We start from the raw sequence: 21,702 nt of genomic DNA, 5'->3' as shown, positions 1-21,702 counted from the left end.
CACGGTGCGTGCCACGTCTCCATGATCAACTTATAGCGGGCAGGGGGGCTTGTGGCAAGGCCCCTGTCGTGCCGCAGAATCACCGACCTGAGCCGAAAGACGAGAGTACGGGGGCGCGGAATGCGTGTGTTGTTGGTGGCGTACGGGTCGCGCGGGGACGTCGAACCGATGGTGGGACTCGCACTGAGCCTGCGGGAGCTCGGCGTCGAGGCGCAGGTGTGCGCGCCGCCGGACTTCGCGGAACTGCTGGACGGATTCGGCCTCACCCTGGTGCCGCTCGGCCAGTCGGTGCGCGACATGGCGACCAAGGCGGTGACGGGGACGTCGAAGCCGCTGCCGGCGGAGAGCCTGCCCGAGCGCGCGGCCCGGATGGTCGCCGCGACGTACGAACAGATCGCCGCGGTGGCCGAGGGATGCGACGTAGTGGTGGCGACGGGCCTGCTCCCGGCTGCGGCCGCCGCACGGTCGGTGGCCGAGAAACTGGGCATCCCCTACGTCTTCGCGGCCTACTTCCCGACCTACCTGCCGTCGCCGCACCACCCGCCGCTCGCCTGGCCCGGCCGGCCGGTCCCGCCGGACGTCACGGACAATCAGGCGCTGTGGGACGTGAACACGGAGAGCCTGAACGCGCTCTTCGGCGAGGCGATCAACACCCACCGGGCAGCGATCGGCCTGCCCCCGGTGGACAACGTCCGCGACCACGTCTTCACCGACCGCCCATGGCTGGCGGCCGACCCGACCCTGGCCCCGTGGCTGCGGCCGGCGGACCTCGACGTCGTACAGACCGGTGCGTGGATCCGGCAGGACGACCGCCCGCTCCCGGCCGACCTGGAGGCCTTCCTGGACGCGGGCACGCCCCCGGTGTACGTGGGCTTCGGCAGCATGCCCCTGCGCGATGCGCAGGACGTCGCCCGCGCGGCCGTCGAGGCGATCCGCGCGCAGGGCCGCCGTGTACTCGTCTCCCGCGGCTGGGCCGACCTGGCACTGACCGACGCGGGAGACGACTGCTTCGCCGTCGGCGAGGTCAACCAGCAGGCCCTGTTCCGCCGGGTGGCCGCCGTCGTGCACCACGGCGGCGCCGGCACGACGACGACGGCCGCGCTGGCCGGTGCGCCTCAGGTGGTGGTACCGCAGATGGCGGACCAGCCCTACTGGGCCGCCCGGGTGGCCGAGCTCGGCATCGGCGCGGCACACGACGGCCCGACCCCGACCTTCGACTCGCTCTCGGCTGCGCTGAAGACCGCCCTGACCCCCGAGACCCGCGTGCAGGCAAAGGAAGTGGCCGGCACGATCCGCACCGACGGGGCGACGGTGGCCGCGCAGCGGCTGCTTCGCGGCTGATCGAGATCGGGGCCCCGTACGCCCAGGGCCCCATCAGGGGCCCCGCGCCCCTGATGGGGGCGCCACCGCCGGACGAAGATCTGCCGGACACGTCCTTGACTCGCCCCGCACCCATCCGCTCAGTTGTCGACGATCACAAAGTACGGCTCACCATTGATGATGCGGGCTGAACGGGTCGCTTTGGCCAGCTCGACGCCCGCCGCCTCGTTGTCCTCCTCGGTGACATGGGAGCGCACGCACGCCGCCGTATCGGGGTCGCCCCGCATGACCCTCACATTCGCCACATCCCACACGCCGCCGACCTCCTTGGGCAGGATGTCCACGCACAGGTTGTTGGGCTTGCCGCCCTCGAAGGACCGGGCAAAGGGGAACTCGTCACAGGAGTCTCGCGGTACCAAAAGCGGGTCCGCCGGGAACGGGTACGGGAGGTTCGTGCACGTCCTACGGCGCTTGGTCTTCGTCCAGGACTCATCGGATTTGGGGTCGCGGTGCAGGGGGTTCACCTTGGTACCGGTGACAGCGGACTTGAGTTTCTTCTGCGCCCACTCGTAGCTGACGGCGGCGGCCCTGTATTGCGACTTGTGGAACGTCACGTTGGCCATGTGCGTATCGTCGGCGCAGCCGGGCCCGTTACCGACCTTGTTGTCACAGCGAAGCCAGGGGCCCTGCCAGTTCAGCGAGGTGTTGACGGGCGTTCCGGGCGCGAGGATCGTCCCTGTCATGTGGTAGAGGGGCTGGGACCGTGCCTCGCCATCCTTGACGACCGTGGTCCTGTAAGTGATCTTCGTGAGGAGCTCCTTGCCCACCGCCGGAAGGACCGCTTGCCCGCCGCCAAAAGCCGCGCCGCCTGTACACGGGCCGGTGCAGTCGGACCTCAGGCCAATCGTCATCCTGGGCATTTTGGGTGTTTCCTGAACGATGGCCGCAAGGACCTTCTCCTCCCACTCGGTATTGCCGACCCTGGCCGAGGTCATGACGACGCCCTCGGCGTGCTCGAGCACCTTCTTGTCGGCATCACGAAGTTCGTAGCCGATCGGGTGCTGTACGCAGTACATACTGCGGGAGGTGTTGACCTCCTTATCGCTTTCCTTGCACAGATCGAGCGGATCGGCCGGGTCGACGTCGGGGTCACGGGCCGCGACGCGGGCCGTAGCCGGTCCGTGGGCGCCGGCCAGGCGATGCATGGCGGCCAGGTCGCGGGCGGTGGCCGGGCCGCCCGTCCTGAAGCAGAACCAGGCGGCGCCCTGGCGCCGGAGTGCGGAGCCAGCGGCGATGGCCGCGCAGGCGTCGTGGCCTTTGGGCGCTGCCCGGCCGGCCGACGGCGGTGCGGCGGCGGCCGGTGAGGCGCCCAGGGTGAGGAGGGCTGCGGTGAGGGCGAGTGCGGCTATAGCCGCCAGCAGTCGTCTGGCGCGTTTCAAAGGTGGTCCCCCTTCTCTCCGGTGGCATGGAAATCCACTCGGGATCGAACCGGCGTAGCCCGCACTGGATGCGGTCGTGGATCTGCCCCCATCGTTCATAGGGCCGTTCACACTGGCGCGCACACATTCAAGGCGCCACGGCCGTCGAAGGTCCTCGATTTCGGAATGCGCAAGTTGGCCGAATGGCGTGATGGCTTGGTGGCAGTCGGCCGCGCCGACAGACGATGACATCGGTTCTGGCAGTCGCCGGCCGTCGAGGCGACCAGCGGAATCACGACTGGAACAGCCCATCTGTGCGGCGGCGGTGGCGGATCGTAGCGCCGCAGATGAAATCCTGATGAATCCCGGGCGGGTCAAGACTGCCCAACAGCCTGGGAAAGGCAATGAGTTCCGCCTCGGACCGGCTGATTCCGTCATCGTCACTGCATCGCTGCCGACGCTAAATTCGCCTCAATCGACCACCGCTCCCCACCACATAACTGGCAGGGTTCCGGCCCGGGCCGACATGGCGCCCGGGCCGAAGAAAGGGCATGATGAGCCACTTGAGAACTCCCGGCCGCAGAGCCAGAGGGCTGATCGCCCTCACCGTGACCGCTGCATCGACGCTCGCCGCCATGACTGCCGTGGCCGGCCCCGCCGCCGCCCAGGGCGCCGCCCCCGCCGCCGGTGCCGCCGCCGGCGCCGTTCAGGCCGGGCAGTCCTGCACGGCGGCCGACCTGGGCAAGCGCCACCCGGTCATCAAGTCGACCGAAGTCGCCCCGACGATCACCCACTTCAAGGGCTGGTACGTCACCGAGGGCACGACCGGAAGCCACTCCGTCTCCACCAACACCCAAACGTCCATCTCCGTCTCGGTGGGCCTCACCGGCAACATCCAGGGCAGCTTCGGCACCGAGGCCCTCGGCATGGTCGGAGCGAGCCTGGGCCTGAACGTCCAGGTGACCTACTCCTCCACGTCCAGCGTGTCCGACACGGTGAACTGGAACTTCAACCAGCCCGGCTACTACGGCGTGTACAAGGGCACCAAGAAGGTCACCGGCACCTATGGCAGTCTCAACTGCAACCGCGTCCTGCAGGGCGACGGCAGTTGGGCGCTGAAGTGGATCGAAGGGGCCGACACCGGCAGCTACACCACCTACACCGCGCTCGAAGAAGGCGCGGTGCGCTGCGAGGACAAGGTCCCCGCCAACAGCATCATGGCCAAGGCCCAGGGCCTGTTGGACTGCGGCTCACCCGCCGCCACCGCGAAGCACGAGGCCGGTCCGGTGCCGTCGGCGAAGGCCGACGCCGCCAGGAAGGCTGCCACGAAGGCCACCGCCAGGGATGCAGCCGAGAAGACTGCGGCGAGGAAGGTGGCCGGGAGCACGGCAGTCTCCCGCGCGGCGCAGGGCCTCACCTGTGACTCCGGCTTCTACAAGATCGGTGTACCCGGTCGGTCGCTGTACTGGACCGGGCCCCTCCTGGCGGCCGACGGTGTTCGCCTGCGGACTTCGACGATCTTCAGCGGAGACCTTGATCAGTGGTTGCTGTGCAACAAGGTGGAGAACAACGGCGTCATCGAAGCCACCCTCGTCAACCACCGCAGCCAGTGGTGCCTGACCGTCCCTGAGCAGAACGCGGCCAACGAAGGGGCGGCTCTGCAGACGGCCCCCTGCGCGGAGGACGACCTCCAGCGGTTCTCCATCTACCGCGACGTGCCCGGCAGCGCGAAGATCGGTGTGCAGAACAAGTACACCGGCTCCATGATGGGCTACGACCGGTACGCGGACGGCGAGTTCATACGCCAGTACTCCAGCGGCAAGCAGGACGGTACGGGTACGTTCACCCTGACCGGAGTCTGACGGCCCTCCCGCGAGCGCGGCCCCGTACGTGAACCCCCGGCCTCCCGGTTCCGTGCGGGGCCTTCCGCGGTAGCTGATGAATTCTCGTCTCGGTTCGTCACCGATGCATCAGACAGGCCCTAGTCCCGTTCCTCCCGCCCCTGGCCTCCGTGCGGCTTCCACGTGCGGGTGTCGCGCGGTTCGACGTACGGCTCCTCCTGTGGCGGGTGGCCGCCTGCGACGGCGCGTTCGCGGGCGAGTTCGGCGTCGAACTCCAGGCCCAGCAGGATCGCGAGGTTGGTGATCCACAGCCAGACCAGGAAGACGATCACGGCGGCGAGGCTGCCGTACGTCTTGTTGTACGAGCCGAAGTTCGCCACGTACAGCGCGAAACCGGCGGAGGCGATCAGCCAGATGGCCAGGGCGAGGAAGCTGCCGGGGGTCACCCAGCGGAAGCCCCGCCCTCGCACGTTGGGCGCGGCCCAGTACAGGACCGCGATCATGACAGTGACCAGGAGGACCAGCACGGGCCATTTCGCGATCGACCAGACGGTCACGGCGGTGTCGCCCAGCCCGACGGCCTTGCCGGCCTGGCGGGCGAGGCCGCCGGTGAAGACCACGATCAGCGCGCTGGCGCACGCCATCACCATCATCACCACGGTCAGCGCGAGCCGCAGTGGCGTGAGCTTCCACACGGGCCGGCCCTCGGGCAGGTCGTAGACGGCGTTGGAGGAACGGATGAACGCAGCGATGTACCCGGATGCCGACCACACCGCGCCCAGCAGGCCCACCACGGCCATGACCGAGCCGATGCCGGCGCCGCCCTGCAGCTGACGGACGGCATTGGTGATCACCTGCCGCGCCGCGCCGGGGGTCAGACGCTGCAGATTGTCCAGGACGGTGTCGGTGGTGGACTTCCCCGCGACGCCCAGCAGCGAGACCAGGACGAGCAGTGCGGGGAAGAGAGCGAGCACGCCGTAGTACGTCAGCGCCGCGGCCCGGTCGGCCAGCTCGTCGTCCTTGAACTCCTCCAGCGTGCGCCGGAGCACTGCCCTCCACGACCGCTTCGGCAGCCCCGTCGGCTCGTCGGGAGCATGCTCTTCCACCTCCGGCGCCGGGCCCGCCCGCTGCCGGTCGGCACCGCTGCGCCGGCCCTTGCCGTCGCCCCGGCCGGTGTCACCGGTGCGTCCCTCACCCGACCGGCCGGACAACCACCTCGGTGTTCGGGCCATACCCAGGGGAGTAACCGCTGGGGCGTCGACAAAACCCTCACTTGTCAGTACGACTGATCGCTGCGCGCAGCAGCTCGGCCATCGATCGGCCCGCCACCCGCAGGGGCTCCGGATCGCGCGCGGCCCGGGAGAGGATGAACGCTCCCTCCAAGTTCATGATCAACGAGTAGGCGAGCGACCGTGCCGCGTCGGGATCGGGCACCCACCGGGCGAACCACTGCCCGGCTGCGTCGACCCACTCGGCGAACACCTCCGCCGTCGCCACGCGCAGGACGTCGTTGGTGCTGGCGACCTCCGATGCCACCGTCGCGATCGGGCACGCATCGGCGTACCCGGTCGCAGCGAGGTTCTCCGCAGCCGTCTCGAAGGCGTGCGCGACGGACTCGACGGGGTCGGGGACGCTGTCCAGCAAGGCCAGCACCATGTGGCCGTACGCGGCGCCGGCCGTGCGGATCGCGTCCTCGGCCAGTTGCTGCTTGCCGCCGGGAAAGAAGTGGTAGATCGAGCCGAAGGGCGCGTCGGCTTCCGCCGCGATCCGCTTCAGGCCGGTGCCCGAGTAGCCGTTGCGGCGGAAGAGCACCGTGGCGGCGCTCTGGATCCTGGCTCGCGTGTCCGGCTCGTCCTGTCCCATGCCCATCACCCTTTGCGTACCGAGTCCTTGGCGTTGCCGCACCGCCTCCGCTACGTTCCAGTAGAACAATCTATCAAGGGGGTTCCATGCCGGAAATCGAGCTGTCGTGCGGGCCGATCGACTACCAGGACACCGGCGGCGACGGGCCCGTGCTGGTGTTCGGCCACGGGCTCCCGATGGACGGAAGGCAGTGGCGCAAGGTGGTACCGCTGCTGGACGGCTATCGCTGCATCCTGCCCACGCTGCCCCTGGGCGGTCACCGCCGGCCGATGAACCCGGACGCCGACCTCTCCCAGCGCGGCGTTGCCCGGCTGCTGGGCGAGTTCATCGAACGGCTGGGGCTGGACGACGTGACCCTCGTGCTCAACGACTGGGGCGGCGGCCAGTTCCTCGTCCTGGAGGAGCAGGGCCGGAAGGTCGCCCGGCTCGTGCTGGTGGCCTGCGAGGCGTTCGACAACTTCCCCCCGGGACCGGCCAAGGCGCTGGCCGCCGTATGCAGGGTTCCGGGCGGTGCCCGGCTCCTGACCCGGCTGATGCGCATTCCGGCCGTCCGGTCCCACCGCAAGGGCTACGGCGGGATGAGCCGCCGTGGCGTCCCGGACGAGATCATGGCGGACTGGTTCGCTCCCGCGGCCCGGAACAAGGCCATTCGCAGGGACTTCGTCAAGTTCGCCACGTCCGCGCCCGATCGCGGGACGTTGCTGGCCTGGAGCCGGGAACTGAGCGCTTTCGACCGGCCCGTTCTGGTCGTCTGGGCCACCGAGGACCCCTTGATGCCGCGTGAGCACGGCCGCCGGCTGGCGGAGCTGTACCCCAAGGGCCGTCTCGTCGAGATCACCGACTCGTCCACCCTCGTCCCCGAGGACCAGCCCGAACAACTCGCCGCCGCCCTTGTCGACTTTCTGCGCGGGACGGGTGCCGATCCTGCCGTCGACACCGCGTCCGACCAGGGCAAGGGGTAGTGCCGGGCGCCGCGTGGCGCCCGGCGCGGCACCTTGACCACTCATTACCACCAGCGTAGGCCCGCCCCGGGGAACCGGCAAACGTACACAACTCCGCATTGGTTGCGGGCGATAACAGTATTCCGTAACGCTTGACACCACACCCGCCAACGCTTGACACCACACCCGCCACAGGGCGCACCGTGAAAGCAGATACCCGGTGAGGTAGCAGTGAGGGATGTGAGGCCATGCCCTCCGACAACAGCCATGATGACAAGATCCTGCGCGTCCGCGTGACGGCCCAGGACGCGGACACGCTCCGTGCCCTCCTCCGCAACGAGCGCCCCGATGTCGGCGGCCGGCCCCGCACGCATGCGGACGGCAGCGTCGGCATCGACGCCTACGTGCCCGCGGGGAAGGCCGAGGCGCTGGAGCAACCAGGGGTGACCGTGACGGTGGTGGCCGATGCCACCGCCACCGGCAAGGCCCGGCAGGCCGAGGTCGGGGAGGGCGACCGGTTCGCCGATCCCTCGGCCGTTCCGCGCGGGCTGGGCGACAAGGTCGAGGACTGATCCGGTGAGGTTCCCATGCCGGCCAACACAAAGTACTTCAACACCACCGAGGTCGACTCGGCCGTGGTCCGCCTGGCAGGCGCGTACCCGCAGCTGAGCCGGCTCGTCGCACTTCCCGAGCCGTCGGTCGAGGGCGTGACGTGTCACGCCCTCGAAGTCGGTTCCACGCCTGACGGGGGCAGGGACTGCGTCGTCCTGACGGGCGGGGTGCACGCCCGGGAGTGGGGCAGCTGCGAAGTCCTCGTCGACCTGGCGGCCGACCTCCTGGAGGCGTACGAGCGCGGCACCGGGCTCGCCTACGGCGGTGCACGGTTCGACGCGGCGCAGGTACGGACGCTGCTGGACGGGTTGTCCGTCGTCGTCTTCCCGCTCGTCAACCCCGACGGCCGTCACTACAGCCAGACCGCCGACCCGATGTGGCGCAAGAACCGCAACCCCGCCCACGCGAGCGGCGGTCCGGCCTGCGTCGGCGTCGACATCAACCGCAACTTCGACTTCCTCTTCGACTTCGCCACCGCCTTCGCCCCGCACGCCGGGCCGCGGGTCTCCGACGACCCGTGCGACTACCAGACGTACCAGGGCCCGCACCCGTTCTCCGAGCCCGAGACGCGCAACGTCCGGTGGTTGCTGGACGCCTACCCGGGCACGCGGTGGTTCGTCGACGTGCACAGCTACTCCGAGGACATGCTCTACATCTGGGGCGACGACGAGAACCAGTCGGCCACCCCCACCCAGAACTTCCGGAACCCCTCCTTCGACGGCAAGCGCGGCCTGCCCCACGACACCGCGTACGCGGAGTACATCCCGAAGGCCGACGCGGACAGCGCCCTCGACCTGGCCCGGGAGTTCTGCGCGGGGCTGCACGGCGTCCGCGGGGCAACGTACAAGCCGATGTCCGGCTTCCACCTGTACCCGACCTGCGGGACCAGCGACGACTACGCCTACTCCCGGCACATCGTGGACGACAGCAAAGGCAAGATCCTCGCCTTCACCATCGAGTGGGGCAAGGAGGACCCGGCCTCCGACGCCGCGAGCTTCCACCCGCCGTGGGCGGAGATGCAGCGGATCATCAAGGACGTCGACGCGGGGCTCGTCCGGTTCTGCCTGGCCGCGTTGAAGACCTGAGCCGGCAGTCGACCGGAGCCCGCAGCCGACCAGAAGGTGTTGGTGTTTCCCATGAGCTCGACCAAGATCGTGGTCGTCGACTACCCCGCCATGCGGCACAAGGGGTACACGGAGGCGGGCCTGACATCGGTACGCGACGCGCTCACCCGCCTCGTCGAGGCCGACCGGGGCCGTGGCGTCGACACCACCGTCGTCGACATCGGCAGCCCGGACGACATGGCCCGCTACGGCGCCCCGGCGGTGACGGACCCCGCCGACGCCCGGCAGAACAAGGACGCCGTCGATGCCGTCTGCCACGCGGCCGGCCCCGACTACCTGATGCTCCTCGGGAGCCGCGACGTCATCCCGCATCTCCAGCTGAAGAACCACGCCCCCGACGACGACCCGGTCGTCCCCAGCGACCTGCCGTACGCCTGCGAGACCCCGTACGCGGCCGGCGGGCAGGAGCCGGGCCGGTACACCGGGCCCAGCCGCGTCGTGGGCCGCCTGCCCGACGTGACCGGCGGGCACGACCCGGCCTATCTGACCGGCCTCCTCGGGCGTGCCGCGGCGGCCGCACCCGCGGACCGCGGGCGGTACGAGGGCTACTTCGGGCTCTCCGCCGCCGTGTGGGAGAAGTCGACGCGCGAGAACCTCGCGACCCTCTTCGGTGACGCCTCCGCCCTGCACCTGATCCCGCCCGGCGGATCACCCTGGCAGCCCGGCCCGCTCGCGTCCAGGAGCCACTTCGTCAACTGCCACGGCGCGGCCAGGGACCCCCAGTGGTACGGGCAGGGCCCCGCCGGCTACCCGGTGGCCCTCAAGGCCGGCGACGTCGACCAGCACCTCACCGACGGGACGGTCCTGGCGGCCGAGTGCTGCTACGGGGCCGAGCTCTACCCGCCTCCGACCGCCCCGCACCTGCCGTTGTGCAACACCTACCTCGGCAGCGGCGCCCTCGTCTTCTTCGGCAGCACGACCATCGCGTACGGGCCCGCCGACAGCTGCGACCAGGCCGACCTCATCACCCAGCACCTCATCCGGGAATTCCTCCAGGGCCAGTCCTGCGGCTATGCCGCGCTCAAGGCGCGGCTGGACTACGTGAAGCTCAAGGCCCGCCTCGACCCGGTGGACCTCAAGACCCTTGCGCAGTTCGTCCTCCTCGGCGACCCCTCGGTCAAGCCGGTGCAGGCCCCCGCCAAGCTCGTCGCCGGTACGGACCCGGGCGCCGCCAGGACCGAACGCCGCCGCGAGGCCCGGCTTGTTGCCCACGTGCTGCAGCAGTCCGTCTCCGTACCGGAGCCCCTCCCCGGCACCGAACGCGCGCCCGGGCTCGCCTCGCGCCTGCGCGAGGTCGCCGAGCGGCACGACCTGCCGCCGACCGCCTCCGTGTCCTCGTTCGCCGAGGTCTGGAAGCACGAGAGCGAGGCACACAAGTCCTTCGGACAGCCGCCCCGCCAGCACCTCCTGCACGCCCAGCGCGACCCCGGCGCGCCGGTGCGCACCGACGTCGTCGTTGTCGTCCGCGAACAGGACGGCGACATCGTGTCCGTGGACGAGTACGAGGCCCGGTGACCCGGTGACGACGAGGCGACTGCGCGGCCGGCTCTCCTACGAGCGCGTCGACGTGGGCTCCAAGAGCGAACGCGACGCGCTCGTCCTGCACACCGGCGAGCACGACTACGTGGTGCGGCTGCCGGGCGCCAACCCCTTCGAGGCGAGCGACGTGAGCCACCTCGCCGGCCGTGAGGTGGAGGCCGAGGGCGAGGTCGACCGGCAGTACTTCTTCGTCACCGACTGGACCGTCGAGGACGAGGGCTGAGGTGGTCACGGGCTCTGATGTGATTCCCGCCGCATGTCATCGAGGGCGGCTGTGAACGCGCGCGACGAGCATGTGAGCAGTTGCAGTCGGCAAATCCCACCTCGCTCCGTCGTCGCGCCTGTACCGTCCAGGGAGTCTTCGGCGGGGCCCGCCGGAGCACGTCTGCAGCCATGCACGGGGGAGGCACGGGCATGGAGATCGAACTCGCGGCGGCCGTGGCCGCGTTACGCGACGAACGGCTCACCGGTGAGTGAGGAGGCCTCCGAGGTCTCGGCGGAGGCCCTGGACGCCACCGCCCGGGCGGTCTCCCTCAGCCGCGGTCTGGCCGCCCGCCACCGCGCGGCACACCAGGACCACCTCGCCTTCGCGGTCCACGCGTACGCCAGAACCCGGCTGCTCGCCGGCACCCGACGGGAGGAGGCGCGAGATGCCATCACCGAAGCGGCTCCCCTCTGGGGGACGCTCGCCGAGAACGAACCGGGGCTCGTCGCCCCCTGCTTCGCCATGGTGGCGGACACCCACGCGCGCCTCACCGGCCCGGAGTGAGGTGGCCTTCCTGTGCCGTTGACGGGGGCGCTCGGGACTTTCGCCGGCACCGGTGAGTGCCCGGCCGCGGGGCGAGCCGTAAATTCGTTTGACCGGGACTGCGGGGCCAGGGTGCACTCTGGGAAGGCGCCACACGTCGGCGGTGCCGGTATCCCGGGGAGGCAGCGGCAGCCATGGAGATCCGTCCGACGACCGACAAGGATCTCGACGTCTTCGTCGACACACTTCATGCCGCCTTCGGGAGCTTCCCGCAAACCCCGGCCGAGGACGGCGGCGGGGTCTGGTGGGCGGCGCTCGAGATGGACCGCTCCCTGCTCGCCGTGACCGCCGACGGGCGGCCCGTCGGTACGGCCGGGGCGCTGTCCTTCGAGCTCACCCTGCCCGGTGGGATCCTCGCCCCGGTCGCAGGGGTGACCACCGTCGCAGTCCTGCCCTCGCACCGACGTCAGGGTGTGTTGCGCGCCATGATGCGGCGTCAGCTCGGCGAGCTGAGGGCCCGGGGGGAGTTCCTCTCCGTGCTGCTGGCCTCCGAGGCCACGATCTACGGCAGGTTCGGCTACGGACCGGCGACCTACACGCAGCGGCTGACGGTGCCGCGCCACCAGGCTGCCTTCGCCCTGCCGCGGACGCACGGGACGGCCGGCGTCACGGCAGCCGGTTCGGTCGAGCTGCTGCGGCGTGCCGAGTGCGGCGGGATCCTGGAGGACGTCTACGACCGGTACCGCCGCGCCCAGCCCGGCGCGTTGTCCCGGCCGCACCGCTGGTGGGCCCTGGGCGCGGGGCAGCCCCCGATCTCTCCGGCGCCGCGCTACGTCGCCGTCCACCGGGACGCCGACGGTGTGGCGGACGGGTACGCCAGCTACAGGGTCGAGTCGGGCATCTTGACGGTCGACGAGGTCATCGCCACCGACGACGCCGTCTTCACGGCCCTGGCCCGGTTCGTGCTCGGACACGACCTGGTCACCCAGGTCGTGTTCAAGCGGCTCCCGACCGAGCACCCGCTGCGCTGGCAGCTCGCGGACTTCCGCGCCGGCCAGGTGAGCGAGGAGACGGACTGGCTCTGGGCGCGGCTGCTGGACATCCCCCGTGCGCTGACCGCGCGTGGCTGGTCCGCCGACGGCGAGCTCGTCCTCGACGTCGACGACCCGTTCCTCGGCGAGCACGGCCGCTACCTGCTGACCGTCCGGGACGGCAAGGCCGACTGCGTCCCGACGGACCGGGAGCCCGACCTGTCCCTGGACGTGCGCGACCTGGGCTCGGTCTACCTCGGCGGCACCGCCCCCAGCACGCTCGTACGCGCCGGACACATACGGGCCCACCACCCGGGCGCGGCCGCCCTCGCCGACGCCCTCTTCCGCGCCGACCGCGCTCCGTACTGCCTGCACTGGTTCTGACGGCGCGCTCGCGGGCCCTGCGCAGGACGGCAGCAGCGCACCTGCTCGCGTGGTGGCACGGTCGTCGGCCTGCGGACGACGCCACGCATCCGCAGGCCGCCGAGCGTCGGATCGGTGCCGTGGAAGACGGGGTGGACGCGCGTACGAGCCCATCCGGACGCGTACGAGGTCGCCGTACTCGGGCAGACGGGTCAGGAACGCCAAAGGGGCGCGCAGGAGCGGCACCCGGCATGCCCCGGCAGGGGCAGTGATCCGGGCGCGACGGGAATCGGGGGCGGGGTCATCGTGTGTCGCTTTTACGGCCGGTACGGTTCTGGCGCGCGTCTTCGTCACCGGGCTGCGGCAGACGGGTGGCTGCCTCCGCAACGCGTGTCAGCCGGGCGGTCACCGCTGCGGGCAACCGCGCCTGCTGCAGGGCCTCGTGGGCCCGGCGGCGGCGGGTCGCGATCATCTGCTCGACTTCGTCGCGGGCGCCGGTGGCGGCCAGGACGTGGCGTACGTTCAGTGCTTCCTCGTCCGTGATCCCGTCCGTGCCGACCACGGCGCTCAGGACGGCCCGGGCTTTCGGGTCGGCCCGCTGCCAGGCCAGGGCGAGCAGGACCGTGTGCCGGCCTTCCCGCAGGTCGTCCAGGACCGGTTTGCCGGTGGCGGCGGGGTCCCCGAAGGCGCCCAGCAGGTCGTCGCGCAGCTGGAAGGCTTCGCCCAACGGGCGCGCGAAGGCGGACAGCGCCTTCAGCACGCCGTCCGGGGCCCCGGCCAGCGTCGCGCCGACGCACAGAGGAACTTCGCAGGTGTAGCCGCCGGTCTTGTAGTGCGCGATGCGCAGGGCGGCATCGGTCCCCGGGCTGTCCAGGCTCCCCGGTTCCGCGGGGCCCCGGGCGGTGATGTCGAGGTACTGGCCGTACATCACCTGCTCCCGCATGCCGTCGATCAGCGGCAGCACGCACAACAGCCGGTCGGCGGTGAGGCCGGCGCCGTGGAGCAGTTCGTCCGACCAGGCGAGGGCGAGGTCACCGGCCAGGATCGCCGCACTCGTCCCCAGGTGGTCGGCGTCGGCGACCTCCCGGCCGGCTGCGTAGCGGTTCGCCAGGAGCCGGTGGAGGGACGGCCGGCCGCGGCGGGTGGCCGAGCGATCCATGATGTCGTCGTGGATGAGCGCGAAGGCGTGGAACAGCTCCAGTGAGGCGGCGGCCCGCACCACCGGGGCCGGGGCCGGCCCGCCGCCGGCTGCGGCGCACCAGCCGATCAGGCACAGCTCGGGTCTGAGGAGCTTGCCTCCGTCGCAGACGAAGTCACGGAGGACGTGCACGATCTCGACCGGCAGACACTGCTCGGCGGCGCCGAAGGCCTTCGCCGCCAGGAAGTCGTCCAGGCAGGCACGCACCTCTTCCCCGCTGGTCGTCGCATCCCTCAGGGAACCCGTTGCCGCGGTTTCGTTCACCGATCCCCACCTTTCAACAGGCGCGGTCCGAGGTGCGTCCCCAGCATGTGGTGTCCCGGCATGCCCGGCCAGAAGCCTTCCGGTCACGCGCACGGGGGCGGCGGGGCGGGCGGTGGTGCATGGCCAGAAGCGCTCGCACACCCACCGCACGGTCAGGCCTATTTACCCCCTGACCGGATGAACGGCGGTTCCCCATCGGGGCATAGCGGTCATGCATCACTATCGGGGGCGAGCCGGGACGTCCGTTCGGTACGCAGTGCCGCGGCACACCCGGCACCGGCTCCTGCGCACGGCACCGCACCTTCTCGCTCTCGCCGAGGAGCGCCTCTCGATGAACGCCCACGATGCCGTTCCGGACGACGTACGTACCGCCTATGAGGCCGCTTGCACACGCCTCCTGTCGCTCCAGTCCGACGACGGGTCCTGGGAGGGCGAGATGGAGTGGAACACCACCATCCTCTCCCAGTACGTCATCGTCCTGCGGGTCCTGCAGCGGCCGCCCGACGAGGGGTCACGGCAGGGGATGGTCACCCACTTCCGTAACACGCGGACACCGGAGGGCGGTTGGGGCATGCACCCTGCAGCACCGCCTTCCCCGTACGCCACGCTGCTCGCGTACGTGGCGCTGCGCCTGCTCGGCCTGGGCCCCGGTGATCCGCTGACCGCCGGCGCCAGGAAGTGGCTCGGCACCCAGCCGGGCGGTGCGCGGTGCGTTCCGCAGTGGGGCAGGTTCTGGCTGGCGGTGCTCGGCATCGTCCCCTATCGCGAAGTGGCCCCCTTCCCGCCGGAGGCCATGCTGCTTCCCCGATGGTTTCCGCTCCACCCGGAACGGCTCCTCGGCTGGACCCGCATGCTCTACCAGGCCATGAGCTACCTCTACGGTGCACGGTTCCGCGCCGACCTGGGGCCGCTTGCCGACGCACTCCGACGCGAGCTGTTCGCCACGCCTGCCACCCCATCGGCACCCGGTCCCGACGTCGTCTTCCCGCGCGGTCGCCTCCTGCGCGCCCTCCAGCAGTGCCTGCGCGGCTGGGAGCGTGTGCACAGCCGCCGGCTGCGCCGTGCCGCCCTGGAACGCTGCCACCACGCCGTCGTCGACGAGCAGTACGCCTCGCCGGTGCACGGCCTGTCCTCGGTGAACGCGCTGATGGAGTGCCTGGTGCTGTTCGCGCACGACCGGCGTCACCCCATGCTCGACGCGGCGGTGGCCAGGCTGGAGTACTGGCGCTGGGCGGACGAGAAGAACGGGGTGCGCATCTGCGGCGAGCGGTCCTTGGTGTGGGACACCACCTTCGCCGTACAGGCCCTCCTCGCAGCGGGGCCGCAGCACCGTTCGGAGCAGGCGGCTTCGGCACTCCACAAGGCGTGCACGTATCTGCGTGCCGCCCGGATCACCACGTATCCGGGACTGAACCCTCCGCTGCGCAAGGTGATCGGCGGCTGGGCGTTCTCCGACGGGGACAGTCGCTGGCCGGTCGGTGACTGCACGGCCGAAGCCGTCGACGCCTTGCTGGGCGCGCGCGATGCCCTGGGGTCCGGGGCCGGGCCCGCCGGCACGGACGGTCCCCTCCCGCCACGGTCCCTGTCCGGTGCGCTGGACGTCATCCTGGACCGGCAGAACCGCGACGGCGGTTTCGGGACACTCGACCGGCAACGCACCGGCCGGTGGCTGGACGTGCTCAACCCGACGGAGATGTTCGCCCAGTGCATGGTCGACTCCTCGTCCGTGGACTGCACCGGCTCGGCGCTCACCGCCCTGGCCCGGATGCGCGGACTCCTGCCCCCGCGGGAACGCCGGCGGGCGGACGCGGCGATCAGGCGAGGGGCCACCTACCTGCGTTCCGCCCAGAACCCGGACGGATCCTTCGCCGGCACCTGGGGCATCAACTACACCTACGCCGCCTTCCACGCCGCCCGGGGCCTGCGTGCGGCAGGCGCTCCGCCCGACGACCCGGCCCTGCGCCTCCTGGGGCACTGGCTGACGGCGACCCAGCTGGCGGACGGGGGATGGGGAGAGGACTGGCGGGGCTGCGTCGAGCAGCGCTACATCGCGCTCGGCCACGCCCTGCCCGAGATGACCAGCTGGGCCGTGCTGGCCGGTCTGGACACCCTGGGCCCCGGGAGCCCGTCCGTCGCCGCAGGCGTCCGCTGGCTGTGCACGGCCCAAGAGGCCGACGGCTCCTGGAGCGACGACCACGTCAACGCCGTCTTCTTCGCCACCATGATGATCAACTACCGCCTCTATGCCGCCTACTTCCCGACGCTGGCCCTCGGGCGCTACCTACGGGCCGTCACCCCGATCACTCCACGAGGAGCGGCATGACCACAGAGACCGACGCGACGGCAGAGTTCCTGGCCCTCACCGACGACCCCCGGCGCCGGCGAGAGGAGTCCACGACGATGGTGGAGCAGTACTACACCCTGGCCGGGGACCTCTACCGGGAGGGCTGGGGCAGCCCCCACCAGCACTTCCCGTGCTACAGCCCCGGGCAGAGCCACGAGGAGGCGGCCGAGGCCCAGATGAAGGACCTGGCCGACCGGGCCGGGCTCACGGCCGACTCGTACGTGCTGGACGTGTGCTCCGGCGTCGGTGGCCCCGCCTGCACCGTCGCCGCCCACACCGGCGCCCGGCTGGTGGGCGCCGAGCTGGTGGCCGACCGGGTCCGAGAAGCCCGCGACAACGCCCGCGCGCGAGGCCTGGACGACAGGGTCTCCTTCCGTGTGGCCGACGCCGCCGCCCTGCCCTTCGACGACGCCGCCTTCACCGCCGCCTACAGCATCCAGGCGTTGTGCCACCTGGCGGACAAGCCCCGCGCCCACCGCGAAGCCGCCCGTGTCCTGCAGCCCGGCGCGGTGTGGACCGGCTACGACTGGATGCGCGCCGCGGCAGCGGGCGCGGACGGGATCGCGGAGGACATCTGCCGTGCCCACGCCCTGCCCGCCCTGGCGACGCTGGACGAGCTCCGCCAGCACCTGACGGCCGCGGGCTTCACCGACGTCCACGTCAGCGACGGCCGGGACATCGGCGACTGGGCACCCAACTGGGACCGCCTCGAACAACTCGTCGCACTGCTGCCGTCCCGCGAAGAGCTGCCACCCCTGCTGCGCCTCATGACCGACGGTGCCCGTGCGCTGTGCGCGGGCGCGCGAAGCGGTGACTTCTTCATCGGGTACTGGCACGCCCGCCGCGCGGAGGAACACTCGTGAACGACGATCGACCACCGGACGCCGCGCAACAGCGCCCCGCCCACGAGCAGCAGCCGGATCCCGCCCCGGACACGGCCCGCGAGCTGCCCGCCGTCCCCGGCGGCCTGCCGCTGATCGGCCACGCCGTGCCGTTCCTCCGCGACCCCGGGGCATTCCTGCTGCGCCACCACGCCGCGCTCGGCGAAGCCCTCACCTTCTCGGTCCTGGGCATCGACGTGGCCTCCCTCTGCAGCCCGCAGCTCAACGCCGCCGTCCTGGGACACGACGACACCGAGCTCACCCGCCGGTACACCCACACCCGCCTCGACCTCGTCTTCGGCGAGGGCCACGTGCTCGACGATCCCCCCGAACTCATCGCCTGGCACAGGAGGGTCGCACGCCCGGTACTGCGCCGCGAGGCCATGGCACAGCACGTGACGACCATGTACGAACTGGCCGAGCGGTACACCGCCCGCTGGGGCCCGCGCGGCGAGGCCGACCTCGTCACGACCGTCCGCGAGGTGACCGCGCTCTTCGCCACCCACTGCCTGGTCGGGCCCCGGTTCGGCAGGGCGATGGGCTCGTCGCTGCCCGCCCTGCTCGACCGGCTCGAATCCGCCTTCCACGTGTCCCTGGCGATCAGTCCCAGGGCACCGCTGCCCGTCCACCGCCGGCGGGACCGTGCACGCGACACGCTCACCCGCGCAATCAAGGACATCGCCCCCACCGACCGTCCCGCCGGCGTCGACCGCGGACTGTTCGAAACCATCACCGGCACGCCCCGGCCCGACGGCACCGCACCCGACCCGAACACCGCTGCCGCCATCGTGATCAGCCTGCTGTTCGGCGGCTACGCGACCACCGCCGCACAAGCGGCATGGACCGGCGCCCTCCTGCTGCAACACCCCCGGTGGGTGCCCGTCGTACGCGCCGAACAGGATGCACTCTTCGCACAGGAGGCAGCGCCCACACTGCACCTGCTGACCCGGATGGAACGACTGGGGCACTGCCTCATGGAAGCCGAACGCCTGCACCCCTCCGCACGCGGCATCCTGCGCACGGCGGCCCGGGACGTGACCATCGGCGGCCACCTGGTACCGCGCGGGCACATGGTGATCGTCTCCCCGGCGGCCTCCCACCGTCTGCCCCAGGTCTTCCGCGACCCCGACCGCTACGACCTCGACCGCTACGCCGGCCGCGCAGAACACCGCGGCACTCCCAGCCCGCTGATCGGCTTCGGCGGGGGACACCACCCCTGCCTGGGCATGTCCTTCGCCCAGCAGGCGATGAAGGTCCTGTGGAGCGTCCTCCTGCGCGACTTCGACCTCGAACTCGCCGACCCCGACGTCCGCCCGGTCCGACTGGGCCTGATCACCCCGCCCCGCCGGCCCTGCCGGCTGCGCTACCGCCGCAGGAAGCCATGAGCCGGGCCGCGTACGACGTCGCCGTCCTCGGCGCGGGACCGGCAGGCTGCGCCGCGGCCCTGGCGCATGCACGACGCGGCCTGAGCGTACTGGTGCTGGAGGCCGCGCGCCGGCCCCCGGTCCGGCTCGCCGGTGAGTGGATCCACCCCACCGGGCTCGACGCCCTGCACCGGCTGGGCGTCGACCTGCCGGCGGCCCGCACGATGCCCGCCCTGGGGTTCGTCCTCCACCCCGACGACGGCGGGCCGCCCATCACACTGCCCTGCCCCGATGGCAAACCCGCCGCCGTCATCCGGCACGAGGACCTGGTCACCGCCCTGCGCGCCGGGGCGTCCGGCCACCCGGGCGTCACCCTGGCCCTCGGGACCCGGGTCCGGTCCGTCGAGCACACCACCGTCACCTACACCCAGGGCACCGGCCCCGCGCGGCACGTCCGCGTGCGGCGCGTCATCGGTGCCGAGGGGCAGACGTCCCTCGTCCGGCGCGCGCTGCGGCCCGCCCCCGCACCCGCCGCCATGGTCTCGCGCACGGCCGGGGTGCTCGTACGCGGCGCACCACTGCCGGTGGAGGGCTACGGACACCTCTTCGCGGGCGGACCGGGGCCCGCCCTGGCCTACCGGCTGGACCGCGACACCGTCCGGCTGGCGCTCGACGTCCCCGTGCTGCCGCTCCGTTCGGAGCCGTTGCCGGCCTTCCTGCGACGGTGCTACACGCCCCTCCTGCCGGAGGACCTGGCACGGGCCCTGCACGACGCGCTGGCCCACGGCGGCCTGCAGTGGGCCGTCAGCCGGCTGCGTCCGCGCGACTTCCACGGCCGCGGCCCGTACGCCCTTGTCGGCGACGCGGTCGGCACCTGCCACCCGCTCACCGCGTCCGGACTGACCTTCGCGCTGCGGGACGCCGAATGCCTCGCGCACACCCGCACCGTGCGCGGGCACGGCCGCCGTCGGCGGGCCGCGGGCCGCGCGGGCGAACACCTGGCCGCGGCCCTGCACCGCATCTTCTGCGACCCCGGCCGGACCACGGCCGAGCTGCGCAGGAGCATGTACGCCGTGCTGCGGGAGAGCGCCGGCGAACGCGAACGCATGATGCGGGTGCTGTGCGCCGAGGAGCACCGGACGACGGCCCTGACCGGTGCCGTCCTGCACGTCGCCGTACGCGCCCTGGGCGAGCGCCTCGGCGTGGACGTGCGCGAGGGCCACCCCGCGTGGCGCGCCCGGGGCCGGGCCTGCGCCGAGTACGCCGCCTGGTTGTGGTGGATGTGCCGCAACCGCAGCCATCCGGAACACCCGTCGCCTGCGGACACGCCATGATGGTGATGCTGCCCCTGATGCTGGCCTTGTTCGTCGCGAGCCTGGACCAGACGGTCGTGACGACCGCCCTGCCGGCGATCGCCAGGGACCTGCACGGCACCGCCACCGACGTCCCCTGGGTGGCGACTGCCTACCTGCTGACCAGCGCCGTGACCACGCTGGTCTTCGGCAAGCTCGGTGACGTCCACGGCCGCAAGAGGATCTTCCAGGTCTCCCTCGTGGTCTTCCTCTGTGGCTCCCTGCTCAGCGCCACCGCCGGCAGCGTGCTGTACCTCTCCTTGAGCCGTGCCCTGCAGGGCATCGGCGGCGGCAGCATCACCTCGCTCGTGATGGCCATCACCGGCGACCTGGCGGCACCGCGGCAACGGGCCCGCCACCAGGCGCTCCTGGGCATGGTCGCCGCGCTCGCCCTCGTCGCCGGACCCCTGCTCGGGGGCGCCTTCGCGGACGGGCTGTCGTGGCGCTGGATCTTCTACATCAACCTGCCGATCGGCGCCGTCGCCCTCGCGGCCGTCGCACTGCGGCTCCGCCTGCCGCGACCGGTGGGCGCGGGCGGCGGGCCGGACCTTCTGGGGGCGTCGGTGGTCACCGTGTTCACCACGTCCGTCGTCCTGTTCACCACCTGGGGCGGCCACCGCTACGCGTGGAGGGCGCCGGTGATCCTGGGACTGATCGGGCTCGCTGTCGTGTCCCTGGCCGTGTATCCGTTCGTCGAGCGCCGGGCGGACGAGCCGATCACGCCGCCACGGCTCTTCCGCCGTCCGGTCTTCGGCCTGGCGTCGGCGCAGTATCTGATCGTGGGGATGGTGCTGTTCGCCGGAATGCTCTACGTGCCGCTGTTCCTGCAGCTCGTGCAGCACAAGTCGGCCTTCCGGGCCGGACTGTACGTCATCCCGCTGCTGCTCGGCCTCGTCGCGGCCGCCGCGCTCTCGGGCCCCGTGATCGCGAGGACCGGGCGCTACAAGGCGTACCCGGTCGCGGGCGCGGTGCTGGCCGGCGGGGCGATGGCGGTCGTCAGCCGCGCCGGGCCGCATACGGGGGCGCTGTGGCTCGTCGTCCCGCTGGCGGTCGCCGGCGTGGGCCTCGGCTTCTTCCTCCAGGTCGCCCTGCTGGCGGGTCAGAGCAGCGCCGGCCACGAGGACGTGGGCACGGCAACCGCCGTACTGAACTTCTGCCGCACGCTCGGCGGTGCCTTCGGCACCGCTCTCTTCGGCGCGATCCTCGCCGCCGGACTCCCCTCCCCGCAGCCGGGCCCGGCGCAGGCCGCGGCGGCCTTTCATACCGTCTTCGGCTGGACCGTGCCCTTCATGGCGCTCGCCTTCGTCCTGGCGCTCGCGATGCCCGAGGAACCCCTGCCCGACCGGCAACCGCGACCGGCCGGGTGAGGGGTGTGGCCCATGGGCTCAGCGGGGCGGGATTCGTCCTAGGTGTGTTGTCCCGGCAGGTTGGTGACACGGCTGGCGGGTGTTTGGCCTGCGATGCCGGTGTGGGGTCGGTGGTAGTTGTACCAGTCCAGC

The 21,702-nt window shown here is 71.6% G+C and carries 18 protein-coding genes; 14 read left to right on the top strand and 4 right to left on the bottom strand.

Going from position 1 to position 21,702, the window contains the following annotated elements:
• The first annotated feature begins 120 nt into the window (after positions 1-120).
• A complete protein-coding gene (locus AB0K17_RS23560) occupies positions 121-1,341 on the top strand; it encodes a glycosyltransferase (RefSeq protein WP_365984145.1) in 1,221 nt (406 codons plus the stop codon).
• Between the two features lie 119 nt (positions 1,342-1,460).
• Here the strand turns inward: AB0K17_RS23560 and AB0K17_RS23555 are convergent, their stop codons facing one another.
• Positions 1,461-2,759: a hypothetical protein gene (locus AB0K17_RS23555; protein ID WP_365984144.1), complete on the bottom strand. Its 1,299-nt coding sequence runs from the start codon at positions 2,757-2,759 to the stop codon at positions 1,461-1,463.
• A 533-nt stretch (positions 2,760-3,292) separates the two neighbouring features.
• On the opposite strand from AB0K17_RS23555, the gene AB0K17_RS23550 reads away from it, so the two are divergent.
• Positions 3,293-4,600, top strand: coding sequence for an RICIN domain-containing protein (locus AB0K17_RS23550; RefSeq protein ID WP_365984178.1), 1,308 nt, complete (start codon positions 3,293-3,295; stop codon positions 4,598-4,600).
• A gap of 119 nt (positions 4,601-4,719) precedes the next feature.
• Here the strand turns inward: AB0K17_RS23550 and AB0K17_RS23545 are convergent, their stop codons facing one another.
• A complete protein-coding gene (locus AB0K17_RS23545) occupies positions 4,720-5,790 on the bottom strand; it encodes a YihY/virulence factor BrkB family protein (protein ID WP_365984143.1) in 1,071 nt (356 codons plus the stop codon).
• 58 nt (positions 5,791-5,848) lie between these two features.
• Positions 5,849-6,442, bottom strand: coding sequence for a TetR/AcrR family transcriptional regulator (locus AB0K17_RS23540; protein ID WP_365984142.1), 594 nt, complete (start codon positions 6,440-6,442; stop codon positions 5,849-5,851).
• A gap of 86 nt (positions 6,443-6,528) precedes the next feature.
• On the opposite strand from AB0K17_RS23540, the gene AB0K17_RS23535 reads away from it, so the two are divergent.
• The 7 genes from AB0K17_RS23535 to AB0K17_RS23505 all read left to right on the top strand — a co-directional run bounded on the left by AB0K17_RS23535 (position 6,529) and on the right by AB0K17_RS23505 (position 12,821).
• On the top strand, positions 6,529-7,404 hold the full coding sequence (locus tag AB0K17_RS23535) for an alpha/beta hydrolase (RefSeq protein WP_365967607.1): 876 nt from the start codon (positions 6,529-6,531) through the stop codon (positions 7,402-7,404).
• Positions 7,405-7,631: 227 nt separating this feature from the next.
• Entirely contained in the window at positions 7,632-7,955 is a 324-nt protein-coding gene (locus AB0K17_RS23530) for a hypothetical protein (protein ID WP_365984141.1), read from the top strand.
• Positions 7,956-7,970: 15 nt separating this feature from the next.
• Complete coding sequence (locus AB0K17_RS23525) at positions 7,971-9,080, top strand: M14 family metallopeptidase (RefSeq protein ID WP_365984140.1); 1,110 nt, start codon at positions 7,971-7,973, stop codon at positions 9,078-9,080.
• Between the two features lie 51 nt (positions 9,081-9,131).
• On the top strand, positions 9,132-10,634 hold the full coding sequence (locus AB0K17_RS23520; RefSeq protein WP_365984139.1) for a hypothetical protein: 1,503 nt from the start codon (positions 9,132-9,134) through the stop codon (positions 10,632-10,634).
• A 4-nt stretch (positions 10,635-10,638) separates the two neighbouring features.
• Positions 10,639-10,881: a hypothetical protein gene (locus AB0K17_RS23515; RefSeq protein ID WP_365984138.1), complete on the top strand. Its 243-nt coding sequence runs from the start codon at positions 10,639-10,641 to the stop codon at positions 10,879-10,881.
• A 246-nt stretch (positions 10,882-11,127) separates the two neighbouring features.
• Positions 11,128-11,427, top strand: a complete 300-nt coding sequence (locus AB0K17_RS23510) for a hypothetical protein (RefSeq protein ID WP_365984137.1) — start codon at positions 11,128-11,130, stop codon at positions 11,425-11,427.
• 173 nt (positions 11,428-11,600) lie between these two features.
• The gene (locus AB0K17_RS23505; RefSeq protein ID WP_365967614.1) at positions 11,601-12,821 is read left to right on the top strand and encodes a GNAT family N-acetyltransferase; all 1,221 of its coding nucleotides are present in this window, start codon (positions 11,601-11,603) and stop codon (positions 12,819-12,821) included.
• Positions 12,822-13,101: 280 nt separating this feature from the next.
• On the opposite strand, the gene AB0K17_RS23500 is transcribed toward AB0K17_RS23505, so the two are convergent.
• On the bottom strand, positions 13,102-14,262 hold the full coding sequence (locus AB0K17_RS23500) for a polyprenyl synthetase family protein (protein WP_365984136.1): 1,161 nt from the start codon (positions 14,260-14,262) through the stop codon (positions 13,102-13,104).
• A gap of 331 nt (positions 14,263-14,593) precedes the next feature.
• On the opposite strand from AB0K17_RS23500, the gene AB0K17_RS23495 reads away from it, so the two are divergent.
• The 5 genes from AB0K17_RS23495 to AB0K17_RS23475 are packed head-to-tail and all read left to right on the top strand — an operon-like array spanning position 14,594 to position 21,570.
• On the top strand, positions 14,594-16,585 hold the full coding sequence (locus AB0K17_RS23495) for a prenyltransferase/squalene oxidase repeat-containing protein (RefSeq protein ID WP_365984135.1): 1,992 nt from the start codon (positions 14,594-14,596) through the stop codon (positions 16,583-16,585).
• Entirely contained in the window at positions 16,582-17,469 is an 888-nt protein-coding gene (locus AB0K17_RS23490; RefSeq protein WP_365984134.1) for a methyltransferase domain-containing protein, read from the top strand. The genes AB0K17_RS23495 and AB0K17_RS23490 overlap by 4 nt, the downstream gene beginning before the upstream one ends.
• Complete coding sequence (locus AB0K17_RS23485; RefSeq protein ID WP_365984133.1) at positions 17,466-18,872, top strand: cytochrome P450; 1,407 nt, start codon at positions 17,466-17,468, stop codon at positions 18,870-18,872. Before AB0K17_RS23490 ends, AB0K17_RS23485 begins: the two co-directional genes overlap by 4 nt.
• Positions 18,869-20,185, top strand: a complete 1,317-nt coding sequence (locus tag AB0K17_RS23480) for an FAD-dependent monooxygenase (RefSeq protein ID WP_365984132.1) — start codon at positions 18,869-18,871, stop codon at positions 20,183-20,185. Before AB0K17_RS23485 ends, AB0K17_RS23480 begins: the two co-directional genes overlap by 4 nt.
• Complete coding sequence (locus tag AB0K17_RS23475; RefSeq protein WP_365984131.1) at positions 20,182-21,570, top strand: MDR family MFS transporter; 1,389 nt, start codon at positions 20,182-20,184, stop codon at positions 21,568-21,570. Before AB0K17_RS23480 ends, AB0K17_RS23475 begins: the two co-directional genes overlap by 4 nt.
• Positions 21,571-21,702: the final 132 nt, after the last annotated feature.

The organism is Streptomyces sp. NPDC049585, from assembly GCF_040675615.1.
GTDB classification, from domain to species: domain Bacteria; phylum Actinomycetota; class Actinomycetes; order Streptomycetales; family Streptomycetaceae; genus Streptomyces; species Streptomyces luteosporeus.
The sequence above is the reverse complement of the archived record's forward strand: the minus strand, read 5'-3'. Positions and strand labels throughout refer to the sequence as shown.

Excerpts from the sequence above, each read along its gene's own strand:
- AB0K17_RS23530 (WP_365984141.1), top strand. The coding sequence starts at position 7,632 with ATGCCCTCCGACAACAGCCATGATGACAAGATCCTGCGCGTCCGCGTG.
- AB0K17_RS23525 (WP_365984140.1), top strand. The coding sequence starts at position 7,971 with ATGCCGGCCAACACAAAGTACTTCAACACCACCGAGGTCGACTCGGCC.
- AB0K17_RS23540 (WP_365984142.1), bottom strand. The coding sequence starts at position 6,442 with ATGGGACAGGACGAGCCGGACACGCGAGCCAGGATCCAGAGCGCCGCC.
- AB0K17_RS23495 (WP_365984135.1), top strand. The coding sequence starts at position 14,594 with ATGAACGCCCACGATGCCGTTCCGGACGACGTACGTACCGCCTATGAG.
- AB0K17_RS23505 (WP_365967614.1), top strand. The coding sequence starts at position 11,601 with ATGGAGATCCGTCCGACGACCGACAAGGATCTCGACGTCTTCGTCGAC.
- AB0K17_RS23535 (WP_365967607.1), top strand. The coding sequence starts at position 6,529 with ATGCCGGAAATCGAGCTGTCGTGCGGGCCGATCGACTACCAGGACACC.
- AB0K17_RS23475 (WP_365984131.1), top strand. The coding sequence starts at position 20,182 with ATGATGGTGATGCTGCCCCTGATGCTGGCCTTGTTCGTCGCGAGCCTG.
- AB0K17_RS23520 (WP_365984139.1), top strand. The coding sequence starts at position 9,132 with ATGAGCTCGACCAAGATCGTGGTCGTCGACTACCCCGCCATGCGGCAC.
- AB0K17_RS23490 (WP_365984134.1), top strand. The coding sequence starts at position 16,582 with ATGACCACAGAGACCGACGCGACGGCAGAGTTCCTGGCCCTCACCGAC.
- AB0K17_RS23550 (WP_365984178.1), top strand. The coding sequence starts at position 3,293 with ATGAGCCACTTGAGAACTCCCGGCCGCAGAGCCAGAGGGCTGATCGCC.
- AB0K17_RS23480 (WP_365984132.1), top strand. The coding sequence starts at position 18,869 with ATGAGCCGGGCCGCGTACGACGTCGCCGTCCTCGGCGCGGGACCGGCA.
- AB0K17_RS23560 (WP_365984145.1), top strand. The coding sequence starts at position 121 with ATGCGTGTGTTGTTGGTGGCGTACGGGTCGCGCGGGGACGTCGAACCG.